The organism is Shinella sp., assembly GCF_035998705.1.
Classification (GTDB): domain Bacteria; phylum Pseudomonadota; class Alphaproteobacteria; order Rhizobiales; family Rhizobiaceae; genus Shinella.
Genome location: NZ_DASYHH010000012.1, coordinates 150,537 through 175,714, shown reverse-complemented (window position 1 = coordinate 175,714; position 25,178 = coordinate 150,537). Strand labels below are relative to the sequence as shown.

Below are 25,178 nucleotides of genomic sequence, written 5' to 3'. Positions count from 1 at the left end.
TCGACGTGGCCGTCATCGGCGGCGGCATAACCGGGGCGAGCGCCGCGAACCATCTCGCTGCGGCGGGATTTTCCACGGTGCTTCTCGAACGCTCGGATTTTGCAAGCGGAACGTCGAGCCGGTCGAGCCGGCTGCAACATTGCGGGCTCACCTATTTTTCACCTGGCCGTTCGATCTGGAATTTTCTCCGCAATCCCCGCACGGCCATCGAGCATCTCGAACTGGCGCGGCGCGCCATGCGCGACCGCTCCCGCTTCGTGACCGCGACGCCCGGCCGAACGACGGCCATCCGCTTTTACATGCCGCTCTACCGTCATGAGGGCGTTCCGCTCTGGAAGGCGCGGCTCGGTTTCGGGCTGCTTGCCGCACTCGACCCCGGCGGCGTGCCGCTCGATTTCAAAGCGATGTCGGCGGACGAGATTGCCGCCACACCTGCCTTGGCGCACCTGCGCGACGGACAAGCGCTATCCGGCGTCATCCGCTTCACGGAATACCAGTTCGACTGGCCGGAGCGCATCTGCGTCGACACCATCCTCAATGCACGCGATCTCGGCGCGACGGTTCGCAACTATACCGGCGTGACATCGGTCAGCAGGCTGCCGGACGGGCACTGGCGGCTGGACCTCCTCGACCACCGGACGCAGACGACGGACGCCGTCGAGGCCCGCACGGTGGTCAACGCCGCCGGCGCATGGGTGGATGACATTGCCGGGATATCCGGGCTCTCCTTGCCGAAGATCAACCAGGGCCTGAAGGGAACCAATGTCGCGGTCCGCCTGCCACCGGAATTCCGTGGCATTGCCATCGAAACCTCTCTTGCGAACGGCGATCCGTTCTATGTCATTCCGTGGCGGGACCTGCATTATTTCGGACCTCGCGACCAGCCGCACGAACCCGAGCCGGCCGGATTCCGGGCGGACGAAGACACGATTGCGTGTCTTCTGGAGGATTTCAATTCGGTGTTCCCGGACATGGTGCTGAGCCGCAAGGACGTGCTCTACAACTGGGCCGGCGTACGGCCGAGGACAGCGCGCGCGGGACAGCCGGACGGTTGCGAGGCGGTTCTGCTGCACGACATGGCAGGGCAGGGTGCCCCCGGCTATTTCGTCTATACCGGTGGGCTCCTGATGACGCACCGCAATGCCGGAGCGAGCATCGCGAAGGCGGTGACCGGCCGCATCCAGCCGAGCCATCGGGCACGCCCGATTTCCCATGCCGCCCGGCAATTTCCGGATGCCGGATCGGGCCGCACCATTTCCACGGGCGGAGAAACGGTCCCGCTGGCGCATCTGCGTTTTGCCGCAGAACATGAGCATGTCGTCAATCTCGACGACCTGATGTTTCGCCGCGTGCCCTTCGGCTGGTCGGAGGGCATGGGACTGGATATCGCCGAAACGGTTGCAGACGGCATCAGCGATATCATGGGCTGGTCGCCCGCACAGGTCGGCCAGCAGGTCCAGCAATACCGGGCGCGGATCGCGCGTGATTTCGGAGTGGGGGAACCATGCATCTGATCGACGGTCGTGATGTCCATCGTCTTCTCGATTACCCGGCGCTCGTTGCGGCGTTGCGTGAAGCCCATCGCGGCGCGATGCCCGATGCCGGCGAACTGTTCATGAGCGAACCCGGCAATCGCGAGGGCGGTCGCGGGCTGATGACGCTGCCGGCGTGGAGCCGCGCCGAAATGCTGGGGGTCAAGCTCGTCAGCATTTTCCCCGACAATCCGCGTGCGACGCCGTCACTACCCGCCAACCAGGGCCTCTACATCGCCTTTGACGGTGTGACCGGCGCGCCGGCACTGGTTGCCGATGGCACCGCGCTCACGCTGCGCAAGACGGCGGCTGATTCCGCGCTCGGCGTCGATCTTCTGGCGAGGCCCGATGCCGAAACGCTGCTCGTGCTGGGCGCGGGCGCGCTGGTTCCCCACATCATCGAAGCGATCGTCAGCGTGCGGCCGTCCGTGCGCACCGTCTCGATCTGGAACCGCACGGCCGAAAATGCCCGGCGCGTGGCGGCGGACATGCACATAGACGGCGTCGAGATAGACGCCGTGGAACGTCTGGAAACAGTCCTGCCGTTGGCTGATATCGTTTCAAGCGCGACGATGGCGACTGAGCCCCTCATTCGGGGCGCCTTGCTGAAAGAAGGGTGCCATGTCGACCTCATCGGCGGCTGGCGGCCTGACATGCGCGAAGCCGACGACGACGTCATTCGCCGTGCCACCCTCTTCGCCGATACGCGCGATCTTTGCCGCGATTGCGGCGATTTTCTCCAGCCGGTCGAAAAGGGCCTTATGTCCTGGGTGGATATTCAGGCCGATCTGTTCGAATTGTGCAGCGGCTCCCGGCCGGGCCGAACGTCCGCCGGCGAGATCACGCTGTTCAAGAATGCGGGCGGCGCCCATCTCGACCTGTTCACTGCACAGGAACTGCTGCGAAGACTGCAGCTGGAAACGGACCATTGATGCCGGTCGATCAGACCGTGTCTAGACTTGAAGGATACCGACCATGATCATGAAGACAGAGTTCTATATCGACGGCACATGGGTCGCGCCGCTGGCGGCAAAGCCGCTCGCGGTCATCAACCCGGCGACGGAAGAGGCCTATGCGACGATCTCTGCCGGCGCCTCCGGCGATATCGACAAGGCGGTCGCTGCCGCCCGCAAGGCGTTCGAGAGCTGGAGCCGGTCGCCGAAGGACGAGCGCCTGTCTATGATCGAGAAGATCGTTGCGGTCTACTGGTCGCGGATGGAAGAGATGGCGGACGCCATTTCGAAGGAAATGGGCGCCCCGATCCGCCTTGCCCGGGATGCGCAGGCCGCCGCCGGCCTTTACCATATGGAAGCGTTCCTGAACACGCTGCGGACCTTCACCTTCGAACATGCGCTCGACGCGGCCAACCCGCAGGAAAAGATCGTTCATGAACCGATCGGCGTCTGCGGGCTGATCACGCCGTGGAACTGGCCGATGAACCAGATCGCCCTGAAGGTGATCCCGGCGATCGCGACCGGCTGCACCGTCATCTTGAAGCCCTCCGAGATTGCACCGATGTCGGCCATGCTTTTTGCGGAAATCGTCGATGAAGCGGGCCTGCCCGCCGGCGTTTTCAATCTGGTGAACGGCGAGGGACATATCGTCGGAGACGCGCTCTCAAGCCATCCAGACGTCGACATGATGTCGTTTACCGGCTCGACGCGCGCCGGCATGGCCGTCTCGCGTTCGGCAGCCGGAAACGTCAAGCGGGTCTCGCTGGAACTCGGCGGCAAGTCTCCCAACATCGTCTTTGCCGACGCCGATCTCGAGGACGCGATCGGCCGCGGCCTTGCCCATTGCTTCCAGAACACCGGGCAATCCTGCAATGCGCCCACGCGCATGCTGGTGGAACGCCCGGTGTATGACCAGGCGGTCAAGTTCGCCGCCGGCATTGCCGCCGGCTATGTCGTCGGCGATCCGGCCAAGGATGGCGACCATATCGGCCCGCTGGTTTCGGACGTGCAGTTCAACAAGGTCCAGCAGCTGATCGAAACCGGCATTGCCGAGGGTGCGACCCTCGTTGCCGGCGGCCCCGGCCGGCCCGACGGTTTCGACCGCGGGTATTTTGTCCGTCCGACGGTGTTTGCCGGTGTCCATAACGCCATGACCATCGCCCAGGAGGAAATTTTCGGACCCGTGCTGGTGATGATCCCCTTCGACACCGAGGACGAAGCGGTCGGCATCGCCAATGACACGCCCTACGGCCTGTCCGGCTACATCCAGACGGGCAGTCCGGAAAAGGCCCAGCGCGTGGCGCGCCGCATCCGTGCCGGCATGATCCAGATCAACGGCAAGAGCCGTGCTCCCGGCAGCCCTTTCGGTGGCTTCAAGCAGTCCGGCAATGGCCGCGAAGGCGGCAAGTGGGGGCTCGAAGACTTCCTGGAGGTAAAGGCGATCAGCGGTTGATCTGCTTTTAAGAGTCGGCCTCAGGTATCGCGTGATTGCGGTTTGAAGCGTTAAGCATGGGCGATCTGTCCTCATGCTCGCGGCAAATTTAACCTGACATCACCGGGTCAAGGGTTTTAAGGAGTGCCGCACCGACGCGGCCGATGTCGCCGTCGGCCTCGTCGCTTGCGCCCGAGATGCCGATCGCGCCGATGATCTCGTCGCCGGCCTTGAGGAGAACGCCGCCGTCGAGGGGGATGCCGTTCGGAATGCAAAGCAGCGCCAGGCGGCCTTCTCCTTCGACGACGTCCTGGAAATCCCTGGTCTGGCGACGAAACAGCACCGCAGTCCGGGCCTTCAACGTGGCGATCTCGACACTGCCGATCTGGGCGTCGTCGTCGCGCTGAAGCAGCACGAGATGGCCGCCGTCGTCGACGACCGCGATGACGAGCCTCAGCTCCAGCCTTCTGGCTTCCGCCTCGCAGGCCGCAGCGATCCTCTTGGCCGCCGCGAGTGTCAGCACGGTTTTCGTGGCAAGCATGTGGTTCTCCTCCCTCTTCAAAGCGTGACGTTCAGCGTTTTCGTCCAGGCCAGCCCATCATCCGTGCCGCCGCGCGGTTTGTACTCGCAGCCGACCCAGCCACCGTAGCCGAGGCGGTCGAGTTCATCGAACGCATGGGCATAGTGAACCTCTCCTTCGTCGGGCTCCGCGCGGCTCGGCACGGCGGCGATCTGGACATGGCCGATCAGCGGGAAGTAGGTTTCGAGCTTCCGGAAAATATCTCCTTCGGAAACGCCGACATGGTAGATGTCGAACATGATCTTCACATTCGGCGCGCCGACCTCGGCGATGATGTCCGCTTTCTCGCCGATCGTGGAATAGAAGTAGCCGGGCTTGTCGCGGTGGTTGAGGCCTTCCAGCAGAAGTGTCATTGCGGGCGCCATGGCCGCGGCTTTCCGCAGGTTTTCGACAAGCGTCCTGCGGCCTTCCCGCTTTTGATCGGGCGCAACGACACCAGCCATGACATGGATGGCGGAGGCACCGGCGATTTCGCCCCACGCGAGGGATTGCCGAAACGTATCCTTGAAATCCGCTTCACGGCCGGGCAGGGCGCCCAGTCCGAAATCACCATTTTCGACATTGCCGAGTGGTGTATTGATGCCCAGCAGCTCAAGGCCGTGATTGGCGCAGCGTTCCTTCACATGGCCGGCCGGCACGTCATAGGGCCAATGCAGTTCCACTGCACGAAACCCGGCCCTGGCGGCGGCATCGATACGGTCGAGCAAGGGGCGATCGGGCCAGAGGAACCCGAGATTGGCGGAAAATTTCGGCATGAGTCACCGTAGCTTGAAGGTGGCGTTGAGATCGTCGATGGCTGCCTTCGACAAGTGCCTGACCGGCAGGCCGCGGGTGAGGATTGCGAGCCTTGCCGCCTCTTCCAGTTCCTCGATGGCAAACACCGTGGCGTCGAGTGTGGCGCCGGAGACGATCGGCCCATGGTTTTCGAGGAGGGCGGCGCTATGGTCGGCGACGATCCTTGCGATGAGCGGTTTGACCTCCGCAGAACCCGGCCGCGTATAGGGCACGACCGGAACCCGGCCCACGCGCATCACGACATAGGGCGTGATCTGCGGAAGGGCGTCTTGCGGATCCGTGTCCGACAGGCAGGAGAGCGCCGTGGCATAGGTCGAGTGCAAATGCACCACGGCGCCGCATGTGCGGCCTTCGTAGAAGGCGAAATGCAATGGCAGTTCCTTTGTCGGCTGGTCGCCCGAAATGTGGTTGCCGTTTGCATCGAGCTTCGACAGACGGTCGGGCTCGAGAAATCCGAGGCAGGAATTCGTCGGTGTCGCGATGAAACCATTCTCGATGCGTGCGGACATGTTGCCGGACGAGCCGGCCGTCAGCCCGCGGTCGAACAGCGATTTTCCCCATTTGACGATAGCCGCGCGCACGATTGCTTCGTTCATCGCTGCCCTACCTGCTTGAGTGCCTTCTCGAAGAAGTCCGCTGCGCCGAAGTTTCCGCTTTTCAGCGCCAGTCCCAGCGGACCGTTGCGCGCGCCGACGAGCACCGGGACGCCCGGGTCGATCTCGGGCCCGACCTGCATGCTGGACAGTTCGAGCGCTTCGACAACGGCGCCGGATGTCTCTCCCCCACCGACGACGATGCGTCGTGTTCCCGTATCGGCGAGGTGGCGGGCGAGGGTGGCGAAGAAGTCTTCGATCTTCGCCGCGACGGCCGCGCGGCCGAACCGCGCCTGCGCATCGGCAACCGTGTCTTCGGCGGCGGTCGAATAGACGATCGGTGTTTGCGTTCCCTGGTCCCGAATCCAGCCTGCGACATTGTTGAGCGTTATCTCGCCGCGCATGAGAGCCGAAGGATCCATGGCGAATGAGGGGTGGTTCGTCGCGTAGAAGGCAACCTGCTGCTGCGAGGCTGTCGAACATGATCCGCACAGAACGATGCCCGGCCCGGCGACGGCCGGCAATTCCGCAGGCATTTCGGAAAGCTTGCCCTTGGCGCGAAAGTTCCGCGGCAGGCCCTGCGCGATGCCGGATCCGCCCGTGATCAGCTTGTGGTCGGCAATCGCGGCGCCGATCGTCATGAGGTCTTCATCGGCAACGGCGTCGGTGACGACCAGCCGGCGGCCTGCCTGCGCCTCGGTTGCAAATGCGGCCCACATGGCATCGACGCCGGCGCGAACGGTGTCGAGAGTGACGCCGCCGACATTGCCGGCGGTCTGGAGGGACAGCCAGCGGCGGATGTCGGGATCGGTCATCGGCGTCAGGGGATGATGCCGCATGCCCGTTTCGGACAGCAGGCGATCCCCGACGAAGAGATGTCCCATGAAAATGCGCCGGCCCGCGCCCGGAAAGGCCGGACAGACAACCGCCGTCTCGGCGCCCAACAGGTCGAGCAGGGCTTCTGCGACCGGGCCGATATTGCCTTTCGGCGTGGAATCGAATGTCGAGCAATATTTGAAGATGATCTGTTCGCAGCCCTGGTCCAGAAGCCAGTGCGCCGCGGCAAGGGATTGCGAAACGGCATCGGCTGCGGGAATGGAGCGCGTCTTGAGGGCGACGACGCCGGCTTCGCAATCCGGCACGGTGTGACCGATGCCTGAAAACTGGACGGTCGACATGCCGCCCTTTGCCAGCGTGTTTGCCAGGTCGCTTGCACCGGTGAAATCGTCTGCAATGGCGCCAAGCAGCATGTCAGGCGTGCTCCCGAACCTGGTTTTCCAGTTCATCCTCTATATGGACGCGGATGATCTCTTCAAAGGACGTTTCGCCGCGGAAACCGAGGGCTTCGGCCCGTTTTGCATCAAAGCCCTGCGGCCAGCCGGCGATGATGCCGGCAATCGTCTCATCCGGTTGACGATGGATGAGCTTTGTCGCCGCATCGCCTGCCACACGGCGAAGCGCCTCGATCTGGTCGCCGACCGTCGCGCAAAGGCCCGGCATCGTGATGGTGCGCAACTGGCCGAGCGACCCGGTGTCGAGTTCGGCGGCATGCAGCAGGAAACCGGTGGCAGCGCGCGGGCTGGCGAACCAGTGGCGCACAGTCTCGCTGACGGGCAGGATGGCCTCCTGGCCGATCAGCGGCTCCCGCAGAATGGATGAGAAAAAGCCCGAGGCGGCCTTGTTGGGCTTGCCCGGCCGGATCGAGATGGTCGGCAGGCGAATTCCGATGCCGTCGAAGAAGCCCTTTCGGGAATAGTCCGCCAGAAGAAGCTCGCCGATCGCCTTCTGCGTGCCGTAGCTCGTGAGCGGGGTGAGGCAATGGGTGTCGCTGATCACCGGCGGCAGAGGCTCGCCAAAAACCACGATCGAAGAGGTGAACACCACGCGTGGTGTGTAGGGACGTTCCAGGCCGGCACGGCGTATGGCTTCAAACAGCGAATAGGTGCCGCCGAGATTGACGCTGTAGCCTTTCTCGAAGTCGGCCTCGGCCTCGCCCGATACGATGGCGGCCAGATGGAATATGATATCCGGACGGGAGGCGATGAGCGCGGCGGCGGCATCTTCGCGCGAGAGATCGATCGCAATGGTTTCGACCTCTCCGTCGAAGTCGGGTTTTTCGGGCGCTGCGATATCGGCAAGGGTCAGGCGGCGTATCGGCCTGCCGGCCACGTTGCCGGCCTGCAAGAGTGCGCGCACCAACTTGCGCCCGATCATGCCGGCCGCGCCAAGTATCAGAATGTTCATATGAGCCGACTCCTTACTTTCTGCCGGCGGCGTCGAATGGCACCGCCTCCGCGGCTTTCTTGCCGGCGTGCGCGAGACCGCCCTCGTCGACGGCGCGCGATGTGTCGTGAATGCGCAGGATGTGTTCGGAAAACGCTGCCGCCACGGCTTCAGGGTTGCGCATCTTCAGCGCCCTCACGATGAAGCGGTGGTCTTCCAGGCTTTTCTCGATCGCACCCGGCTGGCCCATCGCGATGCGGCGATGGTCGAGCATGTAGGTGTAGAGGTCGACCACGAAATCGGCGAGCAGCCGGTTCGTGGACGCATAGTAGATCGTCAGGTGAAACTCGCGGTCGCAGATCAGGAAGCGGATCGGATCGTCAAAAGCCTGTTCCTGGGCGGCAATCGAGTCTTCGAGGCGACGAATATCGTCCGCGCTGAGATTGCGTGCGGCATCGGCGGCCACCGCGGTCTCGACGAGAAGCCGCGCCGCGTGAACGGCCTCCAGGCTGTAGCCGTTGATGGAGGTGGGGTTGGTCACGCCGATGCGCTGCGTTCGAACCGTTACGTCGATGCGGGCGACACGGGTTCGCGCGCCTTGCGAGACCTGGACGACGCCCTCGCCGGCAAGCAGCTGGATCGCGCCGCGAACGGTTTCCCGGCTGACGGCCAGCATCGTGGAAAGCTCTCGTTCGCTCGGAAGCTCGTCGCCCAGTTGCAGAATTCCGGAGGCAATCATGGAAATGATCTTGTCCCGGATCATGTCCTTGGCGGTCTGTTTGTGGATTGTCTCGTGCAGGGGCGATAAGGGAAGGCTCGACATTGGTTCACCAAGACTGGACTGATGTATAGTCCAGTTAAACCATTCGCTACCGACTGTCACCTCCCCGGCGATAAAAAATTTGGGGCGGGGGTGGTGTGGTGGCTGCGTGACGCAATGAGGGTGCCATTTTGATCCGCACTCCGATTTTCCCCTGCTTCTCGGGGATTTGTCATTAAATTCAATTGATTAAGCAAGGGTCGATGCGTGTTGGCGCCAGGCCTCCATTCATTCCCGGCGGTTTTTCTTTTTTGCTGCCTGGGTGATCGGGTCTAAAGACCCGGCTGACTGGAGCGGGGTCGGGGCGCAGAAAAATCAACTGGTCCGCTGCCTCGACCAGTTGACAAGTTGAGGCGCCACATCTAGCGTGCCTTTCGTCAGCAGCGAAGCCGCAGTTTCGCAAGGCGCGCCGGAGGAATGCGTGCCCTGACGGAGGAGGATTGAAATGGTTTGGACGATGTGCCGCCGCCGTCAGGCGAGGGGGTCTCTGTCATGAGCGGCGTGGAGGCAGCCGTTGCAGCTCAGCTGCCGATCGACGCACGACGCGAGATTTTGCTGGCGCGCGGCGTCACCAAATCCTTCCCGGGCGTGCTTGCCCTCGACAATGTCGATTTTGACGTCCGTGCCGGCGAGGTTACGGCCCTTCTCGGCGAGAATGGTGCCGGAAAATCGACGCTCATCAAGCTGATGGCGGGTTTCTACACGCCGGACCGTGGCGACATCACCGTCGACGGCGTACCCTTGCAAGCCGATCCTGCGGCGGCGCACCGGATCGGTGTGGCGACGATCCACCAGGATGCGCATCTCGTGCCCGCCATGTCGGTCGCCGAGAACATCATGCTCGGGCGCTGGCCGGGGCGTTATGGCTGGCTTTCGATGCAGCGGCAGAAAGAGAGGGCGCGTGCGGCGGTCGCCCGTGTGGCGCCGCATCTCAACATATCAACGCCGGCCGGCCGGCTTTCGCCCGCCGATCAGCAACTCGTCGAGATTGCTCGCGCCATTTCGGAGGATTCGAAAATCCTCGTCATGGACGAGCCGACGACATCGCTGTCGCCGCCGGAGATCGACCGCCTCTTTCGTGTCGTCGAGGACCTGAAGGCCAATGGCCTCGGCATCGTCTTCGTCTCGCATTGGCTCGAGGAGGTCTTCGCCATCGCCGATCGCGTGACGGTACTCAGAGACGGTCGGCTGGTGGGGACGAAGCCGATTGCCGAGCTCGACCACGACAAGGTCATCCGCATGATGGTCGGCCGGGAAGTGCGTGAAACGCAGCACAAGCTGCGGCCGATCGGCGAGGTGGTCATGCGGGTCAGCAACCTGTCGCGCGATGGGGTGCTCGACGACATTTCGTTCGATGTGCGTGCGGGTGAAATCGTCGGCATGGCGGGGCTCGTCGGGGCAGGGCGAAGCGAGACAGCCGCCTGCGTTTTCGGGATCGATCCCTATAATACAGGGACCGTGGAAATTGCGGGGCGGCGGGTGAAGCCGAACGACCCGAAGGCCGCGATCGATGCCGGCATCGGCCTCGTCCCGGAAGACCGGCGCCGGCAGGCCCTGGTTGGCCTGATGAGCGTGCGTAGCAACATGACGCTGAGCCTCTTCGACCGGGTCTCGCGGTTCGGTTTTCTGTCGAATGCGCTTGAAGACGAGATTGCGGACCGCGAAATGCGCAGCCTCGCCGTCAAGGCGCCCTCGTCGAAAGTGCGGGTGTCCACGCTGTCGGGCGGCAACCAGCAGAAAGTCGTGCTCGGCCGGTGGCTGGCGCGGCAACCCAAGGTGCTGATCCTCGACGAGCCGACCAAAGGCATCGACGTCGGCGCCAAATCGGAAATCAGCGACCTGATCGTCCGGCTCGCCGAAAGTGGCATGGCCATCCTGCTGATCAGCTCGGAACTGCCGGAAATATTGTCGTTGTCGGATCGCGTTCTGGTGATGCGGGCGGGGCGGATATCAGCGTCGCTCAGCCGGTCGCAGGCCACCAGCGAGACCATCATGAGTTATGCGACGACGGGCTGACGTCGGGGAGAGAGATTGAAAATGGCACTGGAGAACACACCGATGAGCGATGTCGCCCCCTTGGATTCCGGCAAGCTATCCGGACTTCGCGGACGCATATCGTTCATCGATTTGATGCAGAGCGTCGGCCTTCTTGCGATCATTCTGCTCGGCGGCAGCATTATGAGCGTCCTCAGCCCGGTCTTCGCAACGATGCGCAACATCGAGAATGTGCTGCAATCGGCGACGATCATCGCGGTCGTGGCGATCGGCCAGACCTTCGTCATCCTGGTCGCCGGCATCGACCTCTCCGTCGCGTCGGTTCTGGTGCTCTCCTCCGTTCTCTCCGTGGGGCTGGTGCAGTTCCAGGGCTTTTCGCCGGAAATCGGCGTCCTGGTCGCGCTGCTGGTAGGTCTCGGGGTCGGCCTGGTGAATGGCCTCGCCGTCACCAAACTGCGCATTCCGGCACTGATCGCGACCCTTGCCACGATGACGATCGGACGCGGCATGGCCTACATCTATTCCGGCGGCACCAATATTGCGCCGGTCCCCCAGTTCTTCGTCGATCTTCAGGCTGCGCGCCTGTTCGGCATCCCCGCGGTGATTGTGCTCACGCTCGCCCTGGCCGTGATTGCGCAGGTCGTGCTGTCGCGCACGTCTTTTGGACGGTCCGTCTATGCGACCGGCGGAAATCCGCTGGCTGCGCGGCTTGCCGGCATCAACACCGAGCGCGTCATCATCATCGCCTTCATGATCTCCGGCCTGATGTCGGCAATTGCCGGCCTCCTGATCACGGCGCGCTTCGAGGCCGGGGCGGCCACGGCAGCGCAGGGTCTTGAACTTGCGGTCATCGCGGCGGTGGTCATCGGTGGCGTCAGCCTGTTCGGGGGGGAGGGCAATATCGGAAGCATGCTCTTGGGGGTGCTGCTGCTTGGGCTGGTCCAGAATTCGGTCAACCTGCTCAACGTGCCGCCGAACTGGGACTCGGTCGTCTCCGGCCTGGTGATTGCTGCGGCGGCCGCGCTCGATGTCTATCGCCGCAGCTACCTGGAGTCGGGCATGCGCAAGAAGGTGATCGCCACCAAGGTGGCGAAATCCCGGAAAGCTTGAAATACCCGGCGTGACGTCCGCGTCGCGCCAGTCAAACAAACACATGATCTGGAAGAGATATGCGTCCCCTTTGGGGGTGAACGGGATCGCTTTGCCCGGAAGAACGGTGAGGCGGGAATGGCAATACCACCCGATGAGGGTGGCCACGGGTCCAATTGGGAGGAAACAGCATGGACACGAAGACCAGAATGCCGACGACACGTCGTACACTTTTGCAGCTTGCAGCAGGCGCTGCCCTCATGATGACGGGTGCCGTCGCACTGCCGGGGGTCGCTCAGGCCGAAGACAGCGCGCTGAAGGGCAAGAACCTCGCCTACATCGCCTTCGGCCTTCAGTATGAATACCAGGTCACGCTCGTCGATCACGTGAAGAAACTGGCGGCAGAGAAGGGCATGACCATCTCCGTCTATGACGGCAAGGGCGATGCTTCAACCCAGACGACGCAAATGCTGGACGTGCTCTCCAAGCAGCCGGACATCATCCTGCTTAACCCGGTCGATGCCAAGCTGTTGCAGGGCGGCGTCCGCAAGGCCAACGAGGCCAAGATCCCGCTCTTCATGCTCGAAAACCTCCCGCCGGAAGGCGAATGGGTCGCCTACAACACCTTCGATGACGTTGCCGGCGGGCGGGCTGCTGCCGATGCCGTCGCAAAGCTGACGGGTGGCAAGGGGCGTGTGCTGGAAGTGCGCGGCGCGATCGGCTCCGGCCAGTCGGAAAAGCGCTATCAGGGTTTCCACGAGCAGATGGAAGCGAAATATCCGGATATCACGATCGAAACCCTGAAGGCCGAATGGACCGCGGACAATGCCCAGACGCTGACGGTTGATTCCTTCACGCGTGATCCGAACGTCGCTGCCATCTGGGCCCACAATGACGAGATGATCCGTGGCGTGGTCTCGGGTCTGCGCCAGATCGACCGGTTGAAGCTCAACGGCGAAGAAGGTCATGTGCCGGTGATCGGCTTCGACGGCACGCCGCTCGGCCTTCAGCGCATCCGCGAGGGAACGCAGACGGCCGACGTCGGCCAGAATCCGTTCTCCATGGGAACCTCCATCGTTCAGGAGATGGAGAACCATTTCAGCGGCAAGCCGGTCAACAAGGACACGCTGATCCAGCCGGTAATGATCTGGAAGGAGAATGTCGACAGCGAGGAAAACTGGGGCAACATGGTCAAAGGCTGACCTCCAGGTAAGGCGGGGCGCGCTGAGACGCGCCCCGCCGAACGCTTGAGTAAAATGAACGGATTGACGCATGACGACAGAGATTATGAAGCCCGACCATGCCCGCAACATGCGGCTCGTCGGCCATTCCGACCAGGGGGGGCTGCGCGACGGCATCCAGGTAATGGTGGAAGGCGGGTATGCCTATGTGGGACATTTGTTCAGCCAGGGGTTTTCCATCGTCGATGTGCGCGATCCCGCCAATCCCAAGGCGGCCGGCTATGTTCAGGCACCGCCGAACACCTGGAACGTGCACCTCCAGGTCGCCGACGGTCTCCTGCTCGTTATCCACGGCAAGGACGTCTTCGCAGACGCTGCCTTCGCGGACGAGGCGTCTTACTACAAGGCCGCAGCCGGCACGGCGCTCGGAACGGCTGCGCCGAAAACGGCAAGGAACTGGGATGCCGGTCTTGCAGTCTATGACATTGCGACCAGGCCGGGCGAACCGCGCCGTATCGGTTTCATGCCCGTTTCCGGCGGCATTCACCGGATCTGGTGGACGGGCGGAAAATGGGCCTATGTCTCGGCGCTGCTCGATGGCTACACCGACTTTATCTTCATGACCGTGGACATGTCCGACCCGGCCAATCCCCGGGAAGCGGGCCGCTATGCGCTGCCCGGCATGAACCTTGCCGCCGGCGAGACACCGGCTTGGCCAGCCAATGCCAAGTTCGGCCTGCACCACGCCATCGTCGACGGAGATATTGCCTGGGGTGCCTGGCGGGATGCCGGTCTCGTGGTGATGGATGTCGCCGACCGCGCCAGGCCATCGCTGATCCGCCATATCAACTGGTCGCCACCCTTCCAGGGCGGCACGCACAATTGCCTGCCGATTGCCGGACGCGACTTGCTCGTGGTTCTCGACGAAGCGGTGCTCGACGATTTCGAGGACGGGCTCAAGAACATCTGGATCTTCGACATCAAGAATCCCGCCAATCCCGTTCCGATCGCCACCATGCCGCCGCCGTCGGATCAGGACTATACGCACAAGGGCGCCCATTACGGGCCGCACAACATCCACGAGAACCGGCCGGGCAGCTTCCAGAGTTCGTCACTGATCTTTTCGACCTGGCAGAATGCCGGCGTGCGCGTCTACGATATATCCAATGCCTACCAGCCGAAGGAGGTGGGCGCGCTGGTGCCGCCGCCGCCGGCAGGCCTCATGGACAAGCGCCCCGGCAAGAAGCCGATCATCCAGTCCTGCGACATCTTCGTCGACAAGGCCGGCCTCGTCTACGTGACCGACTACAATGCCGGTCTCTACATCATGGAATATACCGGCTGATGGCTGAGGCCGGCCGACGCTTTCTCGAAAGGAATGACTGATGAACCTGTTCGGCTCTTATGACGTGGTGGTCACCGGTGCTGGCTCCTCCGGCATCGTTGCCGCCATCCGGGCCGCCCGCGAGGGGGCGAAGGTGCTGCTCCTCGAGGGCACCGGCTTTCTCGGCGGCCTCATCACCGGCGGCCGGCTCACCAAGCCGACAGGCCTCATCAACTCGAAAATCTTCGAGGAGATGCTGGACCGTTGCGTGGGCTATCGCGGGGCCGACGGGCGGGTGCGCGAATCCTACTGGGGCAAGTACACCGGCACCTTCGATGCGGAGGTGATGCAGCGCGTCATCATCGAAATGGTCGAGGAGTCCGGCGTGGAGGTGCTGCTGCGTGCCAATGTCGTGCAGACGGTGATGAAGGAGGGCGCGGTTCACGGGCTGATGATCCGCACCAAATCCGGCGAGAGCCTGGTGCTCGCGAAGGCCTTTATCGATGCGTCGGGAGACGGTGACGTCGCGGAACTTGCCGGGGCGGACTTCATGCTCGGTCGCAAGGGCGACGGGCTGACCCAGCCGATCACCTCCTATTTCCGCGTGCTGAACGTCAATGTCCCGGCCCTGATTGCCGATTGCGAGGCCAATCGCGCCGACATGTGGGAGGTCGTCTATCCGAAGGAGGCGGGCAACCGCAACGGAGACTACGCCATGGCCGTCCTGCTGACGGGCTTCCAGCAGCGCATCAAGGACAAGGTTGCCGAAGGGTTCGACTGGATCATCCCCAAGGACCACATCACGATGAAGACCGGCCTGATCCCCGGCGAGATCAGCGTCAACGTCACCCGTTTCCAGGGCAATGGCCTTGATGACCGTGATCTCAGCCGTGCCGAGATCGAGATCCGCAAGCAGGCCTATTGCGCCTTCGACTTCCTGCAACGCTACGTCAGGGGTTTCGAGGATGCGATTTTCCTTGAAGTGGCGCCCAAGCTCGGCGTCCGGGAGACGCGGCGGATCACGGGGAACTATGTGCTGACGGAGGCCGACGTGCGCGGCAACGGTCGCTTCGACGACGCGATCGGCCTGTGCAATTCGCCGGTCGATGTGCATGAGCCCGGTGGCAGCCGCGCCATCATGGACCATGTCGGCGTGGGCTACGGCATTCCCTATCGCTGCCTCGTGCCGCTCGGGATCGACAACATCCTGCTTGCCGGGCGCTGCATTTCCGTCGACGAGATTGCGTTCGGTTCGACCCGAAACGTCCCGGCCTGCACCATGACGGGTGAGGCCGTTGCAATCGCTGCGGCGTTCGCCGCCAAGCGCGGCGTGCCGACCTCGCAGGTTCCGGCAGCCGATGTTCAAGCCCGCCTGCGCGACCTCGGCGTCTGGCTCGGCACGCCCGGAGAAGCCGTTCCGAATGTGTTGAAGCAGGCGAGTTGAGGAAGGAAAACCAGATCCGTAAGGCGACCATTGCGGCGGAGGAACCGTCCAGGGCGATCCTCATCTTCTGAGCCCGTTTTGCTGTCTTAGAGTCCGACTCTTAGAGTATGTCTGGTTCAGACTGAACCAGACATACTCTAGCGCGTGACGAACTGAAAGCCCACGCCGACGGTTCGCTTCCCATCAAGAGCAGTCAAACGAATTTCGGAGATCGTTTAGCGTGGGCGCTCAATTTCCTTGCAAACTGTTCGGCGTGGTCGAGTAGGCAAAGATCGATGCGATGTTGATAGTCCAGGCTGGAAAGATGTCTCGCAAGCCGACCGGTCGCAAGATTGCCCGCGGCACCGGGCGCATAGGGGCACCCACCCAGGCCGCCTGCAGCGCTGTCGAAGACCCGGATGCCGTGGTCGAGCGCGACATCGACATTGGCGAGCGCCATGCTGGACGTATCGTGAAAATGGCAGGCCAGCCGCTCGACGGGCATGATATCGAGAACGGCCCGCAGCATGTCGTCTACACGCTCCGGCGCGGCGCGGCCGATCGTGTCGGCGACGGCGATCTCCGCACAGCCGATGTTTGCAAGCCGCTCCGAGACCGATGCCACGGCCGCCGGTGCAATCGCGCCTTCATAGGGGCAGTCCACGGCGCAGGAGACGTAGCCGCGAACCGGCAGGCCATTGTCCCTGGCCAGTGCCAGCACGGGGGCGAAACGTTCGATGCTTTCGGCGATCGTGCAGTTGGTGTTCTTCATCGCGAATGTCTCGGACGCGCTGGCGAAGACGGCCAGTTCCTGCGCGCCGGCGGCGATTGCGGCGAGCGCTCCCTTCTCGTTCGGAACGAGAGCGGACAGCCGCAACCCGTCACGGCGGACCGCATGCCGCATGACGGCATCGTGGTCGGCCATCTGCGGCACCCATTTAGGAGAGACGAAGGCGGTCGCCTCGATACGGGCGAGGCCCGCTCCCGCAAGCAGACGGATGAGTTCCACCTTGTCGTGCGTGGAGATCACGCCGTTCTCGTTCTGCAGGCCGTCGCGGGGGCCGACCTCGACGATGGTTATCTCCCGGCCGGCGGGCATCAATGCACCGCCGCGTACATGATCTTCTCCTCCGTCGCCTCGTCGATGGCCAGTTCCTCGACGATGCGGCCTTGCCTTGCGACGAGGATGCGGTCCGAGATCGCGAGGATTTCGGGCAGGTAGGAGGAGATGACGACGACCGCGGCGCCGGAATCCGCGAGTTTCTGGATGATGTCATGGATCTCGGCGATGGCGCCGACATCGACGCCGCGCGTCGGCTCGTCGAAGATGATCAGCTCCGGCGCCTGGATCAGGCTCTTGGCGATGACCACCTTCTGCTGATTGCCGCCCGAAAGTTCGACGACCTTGGCGTTTTCCCGGATGGTGCGGATGCTGAGCTTCGCCATCCATTCCGCCGCATCGCGCCGGACATGCGCCATGGTTACGATGGATGCCGGGTTCGCGCGCCTCACGAGCTTGCCGTAGAAGATGTTCTGGGCAATGCCCATCGTGTCGAACAGCCCGTCGAGCTTGCGATCCTCGGTTATGTAGGCGATGCGGTTGTTGACGGCGCCGCGCGGGACGTTGAAGCGCACCGCCTTGCCGTTCAGCTTGATACGGCCGCCGTGGAAGACGTCGCGCTTCAGCACGCCGGCCGCGATCTTCATCATTTCCGTGCGTCCCGCGCCGACCAGCCCGAACATGCCGGTGATCTGGCCGGAAAAGATCGAGAGCGTGGCGCTGCGCACCGCCTTGCCCATGGAGACGTTTTCCAGCGCCAGCACCTTGCGCCCGGCCGGACGCCCGGTGCGTCTCGCCGGATTGCCGTAGAGCTCGTCCTTCAGCTGGCGGCCGACCATTGCCTGAATGATGCTGTCGCGGGTGAAATTCACCTTATCGTCGGTCACGACGAGTTCGCCGTCGCGCAGGATGCTGATGCGGTCGGCGATCGCCAGCGCCTCTTCCAGCGCATGGCTGATGAAGATGATCGAACCGCCGTCGGCCTTCAGCCGCTCGACCAGCGTGAAGAAATGCTGCTTTTCCTCCGGCGTCAGCGTTGCCGTCGGCTCGTCGAAGATGAAGATGCGGGCGTTGTGCTGGACGGCGCGGGCGATCTCGACCATCTGCTTCTTGGCCGCGCCCAGCGAGGAGACGAGCGCGGTCGGCTCCACATGGAAGCTCAGCCGCTGCAACTGCTGTTGCGCCTTGATGTTGATGCCGCGCAGCCGGTTGAAGAAATTCTCCTCGCCGAGGAAAAGGTTCTGCGCGACGGTCATCGAGGGGATGAGGTTGGTCTCCTGGAAGACCATCGCGACGCCGTGCGACAGGGCATCGCCGGGGGACGTGAAGCTGCACGGTTTTCCTTCGACCAGCATGTCGCCGGCGGTCAGCGGATAGAGTCCGGCCAGGACCTTGGTGAGGGTCGACTTGCCCGCGCCGTTTTCGCCGAGAAGCGCATGCACCTCGCCCTTGCGCAGGGTGAAGTTCACATTCCTGAAGGCGGCGACGCTGCGGAATTCCTTGGTGGCGTTCCTGAATTCGACGATATCGGTCATGGCGTTGTCCCCGATGTCGGATCGAGGCGGACGAGCATGCCCGCGCCGCGCGAAGCGGCGTAGAGCGAGCCTCCAACCTCGGCGACGGAGGCGATGCCGTGCACCTTACCGTCGGCGCGTGAATGGTAGCTCGCCACGGGCTGCAACGCTGCGTCGAGACGGACCACCATGCCGTAGGAGCGCGAGGGCGCCCAGGGCTTCATGATCCCCATCTGCCGAACGGAACCGGATTGCAGCGGCTGCTCCGCATTGCCACCATCGGCAAAATCAGGCCCGATCCAGGCCTCGGGCTGGATCGTCGCCATCATCTCCATGCGGTAGTCGTCCTCACGCAGCACGAGTTCGGTCAATTGCCGCCGCGGCGCGAAGAGCGCCAGCCAGTAACCGCCGCCGGAAGCCGGCGCGAGGCGGGCGGGATAGGCCGGCAGATCCTGCAGCACGGGAGAGGGGCGGGGATTGCCGGGCTTTACCGTGACGATACGATGGCGCCAGCTTTCGGTTACGGCGATCGTGCCATCGGGCAGCCGCGCCAGCCCGTAGGGGAAGGCAAGGCCGCTTTCGAGGGTGTCGGTCCGCCCGGTCGAGATGGTGTGGCGGATAACCATCCCGGTGGCGCCGTGGCTCATCAGATCGCGCTTCCAGTCTGCCATGGCGTGCTGGCGAGAGCCGATGGCGAGCAGCAGGGTGTCGTCGTCTTCGAAGAGGCCGGCGGTGACGCAGGCGGCATGGTCCTTCGGCAGGTCGATCGAACGGATGGCGCCGGTCTCGTCAACGATGGTGAGTCCCGCACCCTCGCAGGCTATGGCAAGACCGCTGCCCGGCCGGGTGGTGAGCATGCTGATCCGGCCGTCGAATTCGCGCACGAGCTTGGCGGTCGAGGCTTGCAGGTCGATGCGGAAGAGGCGGTTGCCGCTGGAGCAATGGAGCCCGCCGTCTGCGGATGCGACGAGATTGTCGATATAAGGCAGGTCCAGCACACGCTCCGCCGTATCCAGCAGGGTGTTGGGCTTGAGGGCGCCGTCCATCGGCGGGACGCTCAGGGCATCCTCGTCGCTTCGGCCGAACAGAGCGGAAATGCGGGAGAACATGCCCATTAGTCCTTCCCCCAGTAGTCCTTGCGGGCCGTCCATTCCTGATCGGCATCCGGCAACGGTATGCGACCGATACGGTTGTTGGAGACGCCGCCGAGATAGAGGTAGCCCTTGTGCTCGCAGGTCGAGGTTATCGACGGATGGTTTTCGCCGGCCAGGTCCCAGAGCACGTCGAGGATGTCGCCGCTTTCCGAAACCTGCACGACGCAGCCGCGGTTGACGTTGGGGAACAGCCACTCGTCGGCGGCAATGCGACGGGCCATGCGACGGCGGAAGCTGGGTTTCTTCATGGCAAGGTCGAAGGTGGGTGTCCTCAGGCCGAGGAGTGCCACCCAGAAGGTGCCGTCCGAGCCCCGGTTGATGTTGTCGGGATAGCCGGGAAGATTGGCGATCAGCACCTCGCGCCTGCCCTTGTTCGGGCCGTCGAACCAGTAGCGGGAGATGCGGCAGGCCCAGGTCTCGGCGAAGAGTAGTGATTGCCCGTCGCGGCAGATGGTGATGCCGTTCGGGAAAATCAGGCCGCGCAGCAGCGTTTTCGTCTTGCCGGTGGCCGGGTCGTGGCAGATCAGGCGGCCGTTGCCGCGGCCCTCCAGCGCGTCCACCACCCAGTCCGCCATTTCATAGCGGATCGTCGCCTCGCTGAAGAAGATGCGCCCGTCCGGCGCCACGTCGAGGTCGTCGGGGAGACGAAGGCGGGAATCGTCGATGACCGAGAGCCAGCTCCGGTTGGTCTCATCGGTGACGCGCGAGACCGCGCCGGCCGGCGAGACCTTGTAGACGCCCATGCCGCCGACGCAGGTCAGGAGATCGCCGTTTTCGGCGAAGGCGAGGCCGAGCGGATGGCCGCCGATGCGGGCGAAGACCTCACTCTTCTTGTAGTCGGGCGCGAGGAAGCGGACGATCGTGCCGTGCCGGGTGCCCGTGTAGAGATTGTCGTTACGGTCGAGCACCACGTCTTCCGGCCCCTCGACGTCGCCGATGCCGATGGTCTCGACGGCACCAAGCCGGTCGTTGAGCGCGAACGGATCGTTTTCGGATGCCTGGCGCTTCGGCAATTCGAGATAGGTCGGCGACACATAGACCTTGCTCAGGATCTTGCCACGGTTCTTGACCCACTTGGCATCGAAGAGCACGGCGAGGATGAGGATCAGGCCGAGCAGGAGCTGGTTGACAGATCCGGGTGTCGAGAGCCGGATCAGGCCGTTGGTGAGGATCAGCACGAGGATGGCGCCGATGATGGCGTTGCCGACAGAACCCCGCCCGCCGCCGAGCGACACACCGCCGAGCACCACGGCGGTCAGCACCTGGATTTCGAGGCCGATGCCGGTATCCGCGCCGGTGCTGCCGAGGCGTGCGGCAAAGAGAAAGGCGGCAATCGCCGTCAGGATGCCGGACGAGGCATAGGCCATGCAGACGGTGAGCTTGACGTCTATGCCGGCATTGTAGGCGGATTTGCGCGCACCGCCGACGGCCCTCAGCCGCCAGCCGGGCCTGAGCCGCGACAGCGTGATGTGGATGGCGACGGCGATGACGGCAAAGATGAGAAAGGAGACCGCGACGCCATAGAGGTCGCCGAAGCCGAGATAATCCCAGGCAGGCGATTCCGGCATGCTCCCGACGATGGCGCTGGCGAGCCGCGGGAAGATGATGTCGTAGATCGCGCGGAAGATGACGAGCGTCACCAGCGTGGTGATAAAGGCGCGCAGCCGGAGATAGCCGATCAGGATGCCGTTCAGGAGCCCGCAGGCGAGCCCCGTCGCAAGCGTCATGGCAAGCGCTGCGGGAAACGGCAGGCCGAGCACATTCATGCCGACGAGCGCCGCAAGCACGCAGAGCGCAAACATGGAGCCCACCGAAAGGTCGATGCCCCCGGACATGATCACGATGGTCAGCGCGAGCGCGATCAGGCCGAACTCGGCAAGCTGGCGCGAAAGGTCGGACACATAGGCGGCATTGAAGAGGCCCGGGATGATCGACGCCATGATGATCGTCACCACCAGGAGGGCGGCGACGGGTATTGCGCTGTCGATCCAGCTCTTCGACAGGACTTCTCCGACCAGACGGCCGGAGAAATACCTGTAGCGCAGGCGGGTCAGCGCGTTGCTGTTCGTCATGGCCGGGATCGCCTCAGTTCAGTTCTTCCAGCGTCCAGCAATTGCGCTGGTTGACGTTGGCCTTGGTGATCAGGGTGAGCGGATTGAAGTACATCGTCTTGGTTTCGCCGGCCGGGTTTTCCGACGTCAGCAGGCGGACGATTTCCTGATTCAAAAGATCGCCCTGCAAGGGAACGTTGTAGCTGATGTAGAGGTTGAAAAGGCCTTTCTCGACGTTTTCGCAGCCGACCCGGTTGCCGCCGCCCGAGGTGACGAGGAAGACCTGGTCGCTCTTGCCCGCTTCCTTGATCGCCGAGGCCGTGCCGGTGTCCTGGTTGTCCCAGATGCCGATGGCGCCGCACAGGTCCGGATGCTGCTGGAGCACCGTCGCCATGATCGAACGGGCCTTTTCGGGATTGTATTCGGTGGCCTGCTGGGAGACGACCTGGATGTCCGGATGCGCATCCAGCACCTTGTAGATGCCGTCGAGCTGGAACACGTCGGAGGCGGCAGTCGGCACGCCGGTATCGATCGCGACCTTGGTGGAGATGCCCTTGCCGGCATCGCACTTCTCGACGACCGCCTCGGCGGCCTTGCGGCCGATCTCGGTCCAGTCCGCGCCGACATAGGAATCGGTCGTGGTGTTGGATTCGAGGTTGATCTGGACGATCTTGATGCCGGCTGCCTGGGCCTGCTTCAGGAGGCGGGCGTAGGACTGGATATCCGGGTTGTGGATGACCATCAGGTCGGGCTTTTCCGATATCAGCGACTGGATCGCCTTGGTGCCGGCATCCGTGCTCCAGGCCGGGTCGCGGATCTCGAACTGGTAGCCCAGGCGGTCGGCCTGCTTGCGCATCTGCGCGGCCCAGCCCTCGGTGAGGTCGAAGCCCATGGAGAGCGGCACGAAGGCGACCTTCTTGTCCTTCAGCACGGTGTGAAAGCTCGTGCTGCGCGGGTTTTCGAGGCCCTTGTCCTGCGCTGTCGACGACGAGATGCCGGTGGCCAGAATGGCGGTTGCGAATGCGATTGTCTTCAGGAATGCAGTTTTCATGTTCTCCTCCCAGTTCGAACACGTTCGAGTGACTTACAGGTCTCCCTGTTGCGACGTCTGTTCGTCGCGTGGATTGACGATGGAGTCGGCGACGATCGCAAGCAGCAGAACAACGCCTTTGACGAGGTTCTGGATCGTGTAGTCGACGTTCATGATGGTCATGCCGTTGAGCAGGATGCCGACGAAAACGGTGCCGAGGATGACGTTGCGAACGCTGCCGTGGCCGCCGTTGAGGCCGATGCCGCCCAGCACGACGACGAGCAGGATGTCGTAGATCATCGTCGAGTTGAAAAGCCGGGCATTGATGGCGGCGGCCGAAGACGACAGGATCAGGCCGGCGATGTAGGCGACGAAGGCGCTGATCGCATATTGCGCGACCACCATGGGCCGGAAAGGCACGCCGGTGACGCGCGCGGCGTTCGGGTTGTTGCCCATCGCGTAGATCAGCCAGCCGAAGCGCGTGTAGGTCAAAAGGACATGAAAGAGCGCGCAGAGGATCGCGAAGGCGATGATCGTGACCGGGATGCCGAGCACGCTGCCCTGGCCGATCACGCTGAACCAGTCGGTATCCGGCGGAACGTTCTGCATTTCCAGCGTGAAGAAGAAGGTGCGGCCGGTGCCGTAGATGACGGAGCCCGCTGCAAGCGTCGCGAAGATCGGCGGCACGTCGCCGAAGGCGATCAGTGCGCCGATGAGGACGCCGGCGAAAATCGCGAAGGCGGCGCCGATCAGCAGCGCGAGTTCGAAGGGATAGCCGGCCCGCGTGATGACGAAGGCCCAGGACACCGAAACGACCATGATTGCGATCATCGACACATCGATGCCGCGTGCGATGACCACCATGGCCATGCCGAGCGCGAGGATGCCGAGGATCGAGACGCTGCGCACGAGCACCAGCAGGTTGCCGGGGCTGAGGAAGCTCGGCAGCAGCACAGAAAAGAGTACGAAGGCGAGAAGCGCCAGTACGAAGACGATGCCTTCCTGGCTGCGCAGGAGGCGCAGTCGGAGCGGTGGTCGGGCTTCGTCACGGGTGACTTGTGTGTTCATCGGTTTCAGTTCTTGCTGTTGCGGAGCGCATCCAGCACTTCCTTGGCGCGGTCGACACGCACGTCATGGTTGGCTGCAAGGGCTGCGGCGACCGTTTCTATCTCGTCGCCGGCCGCACCCGCCACGATGGCGATGTTGCGTGCATGCAGCGCCATATGGCCTTTCTGTATACCTTCGGTTGCCAGCGCGCGAAGGGCCGCCATGTTCTGAGCAAGGCCGACGGCGACGGTGACTTCCGCCAGTTCCTGCGCGGTTTCAACGCCGAGGATCTTCAGCGCAGCGCGGGCGGCGGGATGGGTTTTCGTCGCGCCGCCGACGAGGCCGAGCGCCATCGGCATTTCCAGCGTGCCGACGAGATTGCCGTTTCCGTCCATCTCCCATCGGGTGAGCGACGTGTAGCGTCCCGAACGGGCCGCCCAGACATGGGCGCCGGCCTCGATGGCCCGCCAGTCGTTGCCGGTGGCGACCACGACCGGGTCGATGCCGTTCATGATGCCCTTGTTGTGGGTGGCCGCGCGATAGGGATCGACGAGGGCGAAGGCGCAGGCCTCGACGATGCCGCGGGCGATGCGTTCGCCGGAATAGTCCTCGGTCTTCAGCGCGTCCGGCGTCAGCGACACCATGGCGCGCGCCAACCGGAGATCGGCATAGTTGGACAGGATACGGAGGCGCACGACGCCGCCCGTGATGGTCTCGATGAGCGGCGCCACCGTCTCCGCCATGGTGTTGACCGTGTTGGCTCCCATGGCGTCGCGCACGTCGACGAGAAGGTGCACGGCGATCATCGGGCCGACGAGCGTATCCTCGAAGACGTGCACCTCGATGTCGCGGCAGCCGCCGCCGAGCGAGATGAGCACCTTGTCGCGGGCGTTCGCCGCGGCCATGATCGCTTCGCGTTCGCGCAGCACTCTTGCCCTTGCGCCATACGGGTCCGGAACCTCCAGCACCTGCACCTGGGCGCGCATGATCGGCCCGGTGCTCGATGTCTGGAAGCCACCGCACTTGCGGGCGATGCGCGCCATGTAGGAGGCTGCGGCGACGACGGAGGGTTCCTCCACTGCCATGGGAACGAGGTAGTCGCGGCCGTTGACGGTGAAGTTGGTGGCGATGCCGATCGGCAGTTCGAACGTGCCGATGACGTTCTCGATCATGCCGTTGGCGAGTGCGAGGGGAAGTCCGGCATGGCTGAAGACGTTTTTGTCCGCATCGGTCAGCGATACCGCGTCGGCAACCTTCGCCAGTCGCTCGGCGGGCGAAAGGTTGCGCATGTTTTCCAGGCGCGAGTTGATGGACGGGCGCGATGCACCCCTGTTCACGTCGGCCAAGGCCGCCTCCCATGCGAAATTCAAAATCCTCTTGAA

General features: G+C 63.6%; 21 protein-coding genes. 8 read left to right on the top strand and 13 right to left on the bottom strand.

Features of this window, described 5'->3' with window-relative positions; all coding sequences use genetic code 11:
* Positions 1-5 precede the first annotated feature (5 nt).
* From VGN93_RS10625 to VGN93_RS10615, 3 genes are read left to right on the top strand one after another with little or no spacing between them, the layout of a single operon-like run.
* On the top strand, positions 6-1,514 hold the full coding sequence (locus tag VGN93_RS10625) for an FAD-dependent oxidoreductase (protein ID WP_327507485.1): 1,509 nt from the start codon (positions 6-8) through the stop codon (positions 1,512-1,514).
* Positions 1,505-2,464: an ornithine cyclodeaminase gene (locus VGN93_RS10620; protein ID WP_327507484.1), complete on the top strand. Its 960-nt coding sequence runs from the start codon at positions 1,505-1,507 to the stop codon at positions 2,462-2,464. The genes VGN93_RS10625 and VGN93_RS10620 overlap by 10 nt, the downstream gene beginning before the upstream one ends.
* 43 nt (positions 2,465-2,507) lie before the next feature.
* Positions 2,508-3,938 carry an aldehyde dehydrogenase family protein gene (locus VGN93_RS10615; RefSeq protein ID WP_327507483.1) on the top strand — a complete coding sequence of 477 codons (1,431 nt, stop codon included), beginning with the start codon at positions 2,508-2,510 and terminating at the stop codon, positions 3,936-3,938.
* Positions 3,939-4,026: 88 nt separating this feature from the next.
* Here the strand turns inward: VGN93_RS10615 and VGN93_RS10610 are convergent, their stop codons facing one another.
* From VGN93_RS10610 to VGN93_RS10585, 6 genes are read right to left on the bottom strand one after another with little or no spacing between them, the layout of a single operon-like run.
* Positions 4,027-4,458 (bottom strand): GlcG/HbpS family heme-binding protein, encoded by a 432-nt coding sequence (locus VGN93_RS10610; RefSeq protein WP_327507482.1) that lies wholly within the window; start codon positions 4,456-4,458, stop codon positions 4,027-4,029.
* A 17-nt stretch (positions 4,459-4,475) separates the two neighbouring features.
* Complete coding sequence (locus VGN93_RS10605) at positions 4,476-5,252, bottom strand: hydroxypyruvate isomerase family protein (RefSeq protein WP_327507481.1); 777 nt, start codon at positions 5,250-5,252, stop codon at positions 4,476-4,478.
* A 3-nt stretch (positions 5,253-5,255) separates the two neighbouring features.
* A complete protein-coding gene (locus VGN93_RS10600) occupies positions 5,256-5,888 on the bottom strand; it encodes an aldolase (protein ID WP_327507480.1) in 633 nt (210 codons plus the stop codon).
* The gene (otnK, locus tag VGN93_RS10595; protein WP_327507479.1) at positions 5,885-7,135 is read right to left on the bottom strand and encodes a 3-oxo-tetronate kinase; all 1,251 of its coding nucleotides are present in this window, start codon (positions 7,133-7,135) and stop codon (positions 5,885-5,887) included. Before otnK ends, VGN93_RS10600 begins: the two co-directional genes overlap by 4 nt.
* A 1-nt stretch (position 7,136) precedes the next feature.
* Positions 7,137-8,129 (bottom strand): D-erythronate dehydrogenase, encoded by a 993-nt coding sequence (gene denD / locus VGN93_RS10590; RefSeq protein WP_327507478.1) that lies wholly within the window; start codon positions 8,127-8,129, stop codon positions 7,137-7,139.
* A 13-nt stretch (positions 8,130-8,142) separates the two neighbouring features.
* Complete coding sequence (locus tag VGN93_RS10585) at positions 8,143-8,931, bottom strand: FadR/GntR family transcriptional regulator (RefSeq protein WP_319316711.1); 789 nt, start codon at positions 8,929-8,931, stop codon at positions 8,143-8,145.
* Positions 8,932-9,420: 489 nt separating this feature from the next.
* On the opposite strand from VGN93_RS10585, the gene VGN93_RS10580 reads away from it, so the two are divergent.
* The 5 genes from VGN93_RS10580 (at position 9,421) to VGN93_RS10560 (ending at position 15,961) form a co-directional block, all read left to right on the top strand.
* Entirely contained in the window at positions 9,421-10,944 is a 1,524-nt protein-coding gene (locus VGN93_RS10580; RefSeq protein ID WP_327507477.1) for a sugar ABC transporter ATP-binding protein, read from the top strand.
* Between the two features lie 42 nt (positions 10,945-10,986).
* The gene (locus VGN93_RS10575) at positions 10,987-12,033 is read left to right on the top strand and encodes an ABC transporter permease (RefSeq protein WP_327507476.1); all 1,047 of its coding nucleotides are present in this window, start codon (positions 10,987-10,989) and stop codon (positions 12,031-12,033) included.
* A gap of 170 nt (positions 12,034-12,203) precedes the next feature.
* Entirely contained in the window at positions 12,204-13,214 is a 1,011-nt protein-coding gene (locus VGN93_RS10570; protein ID WP_327507475.1) for a sugar ABC transporter substrate-binding protein, read from the top strand.
* Positions 13,215-13,284: 70 nt separating this feature from the next.
* On the top strand, positions 13,285-14,538 hold the full coding sequence (locus VGN93_RS10565) for a hypothetical protein (RefSeq protein ID WP_327507474.1): 1,254 nt from the start codon (positions 13,285-13,287) through the stop codon (positions 14,536-14,538).
* 40 nt (positions 14,539-14,578) lie between these two features.
* Complete coding sequence (locus VGN93_RS10560; RefSeq protein ID WP_327507473.1) at positions 14,579-15,961, top strand: FAD-dependent oxidoreductase; 1,383 nt, start codon at positions 14,579-14,581, stop codon at positions 15,959-15,961.
* A 193-nt stretch (positions 15,962-16,154) separates the two neighbouring features.
* Here VGN93_RS10560 and VGN93_RS10555 read toward each other — a convergent pair whose 3' ends face one another.
* Genes VGN93_RS10555 through VGN93_RS10525 form a run of 7 tightly spaced genes read right to left on the bottom strand, consistent with a single transcriptional unit; the run spans position 16,155 to position 25,142 of the window.
* Positions 16,155-17,039: a hydroxymethylglutaryl-CoA lyase gene (locus VGN93_RS10555; protein WP_327507472.1), complete on the bottom strand. Its 885-nt coding sequence runs from the start codon at positions 17,037-17,039 to the stop codon at positions 16,155-16,157.
* Positions 17,039-18,535 (bottom strand): sugar ABC transporter ATP-binding protein, encoded by a 1,497-nt coding sequence (locus VGN93_RS10550; RefSeq protein ID WP_327507471.1) that lies wholly within the window; start codon positions 18,533-18,535, stop codon positions 17,039-17,041. The genes VGN93_RS10555 and VGN93_RS10550 overlap by 1 nt, the downstream gene beginning before the upstream one ends.
* The gene (locus VGN93_RS10545; protein WP_327507470.1) at positions 18,532-19,629 is read right to left on the bottom strand and encodes a strictosidine synthase; all 1,098 of its coding nucleotides are present in this window, start codon (positions 19,627-19,629) and stop codon (positions 18,532-18,534) included. Before VGN93_RS10545 ends, VGN93_RS10550 begins: the two co-directional genes overlap by 4 nt.
* Entirely contained in the window at positions 19,629-21,740 is a 2,112-nt protein-coding gene (locus tag VGN93_RS10540; protein WP_327507469.1) for an ABC transporter permease, read from the bottom strand. The genes VGN93_RS10545 and VGN93_RS10540 overlap by 1 nt, the downstream gene beginning before the upstream one ends.
* Before the next feature lie 13 nt (positions 21,741-21,753).
* A complete protein-coding gene (locus VGN93_RS10535) occupies positions 21,754-22,770 on the bottom strand; it encodes a sugar ABC transporter substrate-binding protein (RefSeq protein WP_327507468.1) in 1,017 nt (338 codons plus the stop codon).
* Between the two features lie 33 nt (positions 22,771-22,803).
* Positions 22,804-23,817 (bottom strand): ABC transporter permease, encoded by a 1,014-nt coding sequence (locus VGN93_RS10530; protein WP_327507467.1) that lies wholly within the window; start codon positions 23,815-23,817, stop codon positions 22,804-22,806.
* A gap of 5 nt (positions 23,818-23,822) precedes the next feature.
* A complete protein-coding gene (locus VGN93_RS10525; RefSeq protein ID WP_327507466.1) occupies positions 23,823-25,142 on the bottom strand; it encodes a hydroxymethylglutaryl-CoA reductase, degradative in 1,320 nt (439 codons plus the stop codon).
* Positions 25,143-25,178: the final 36 nt, after the last annotated feature.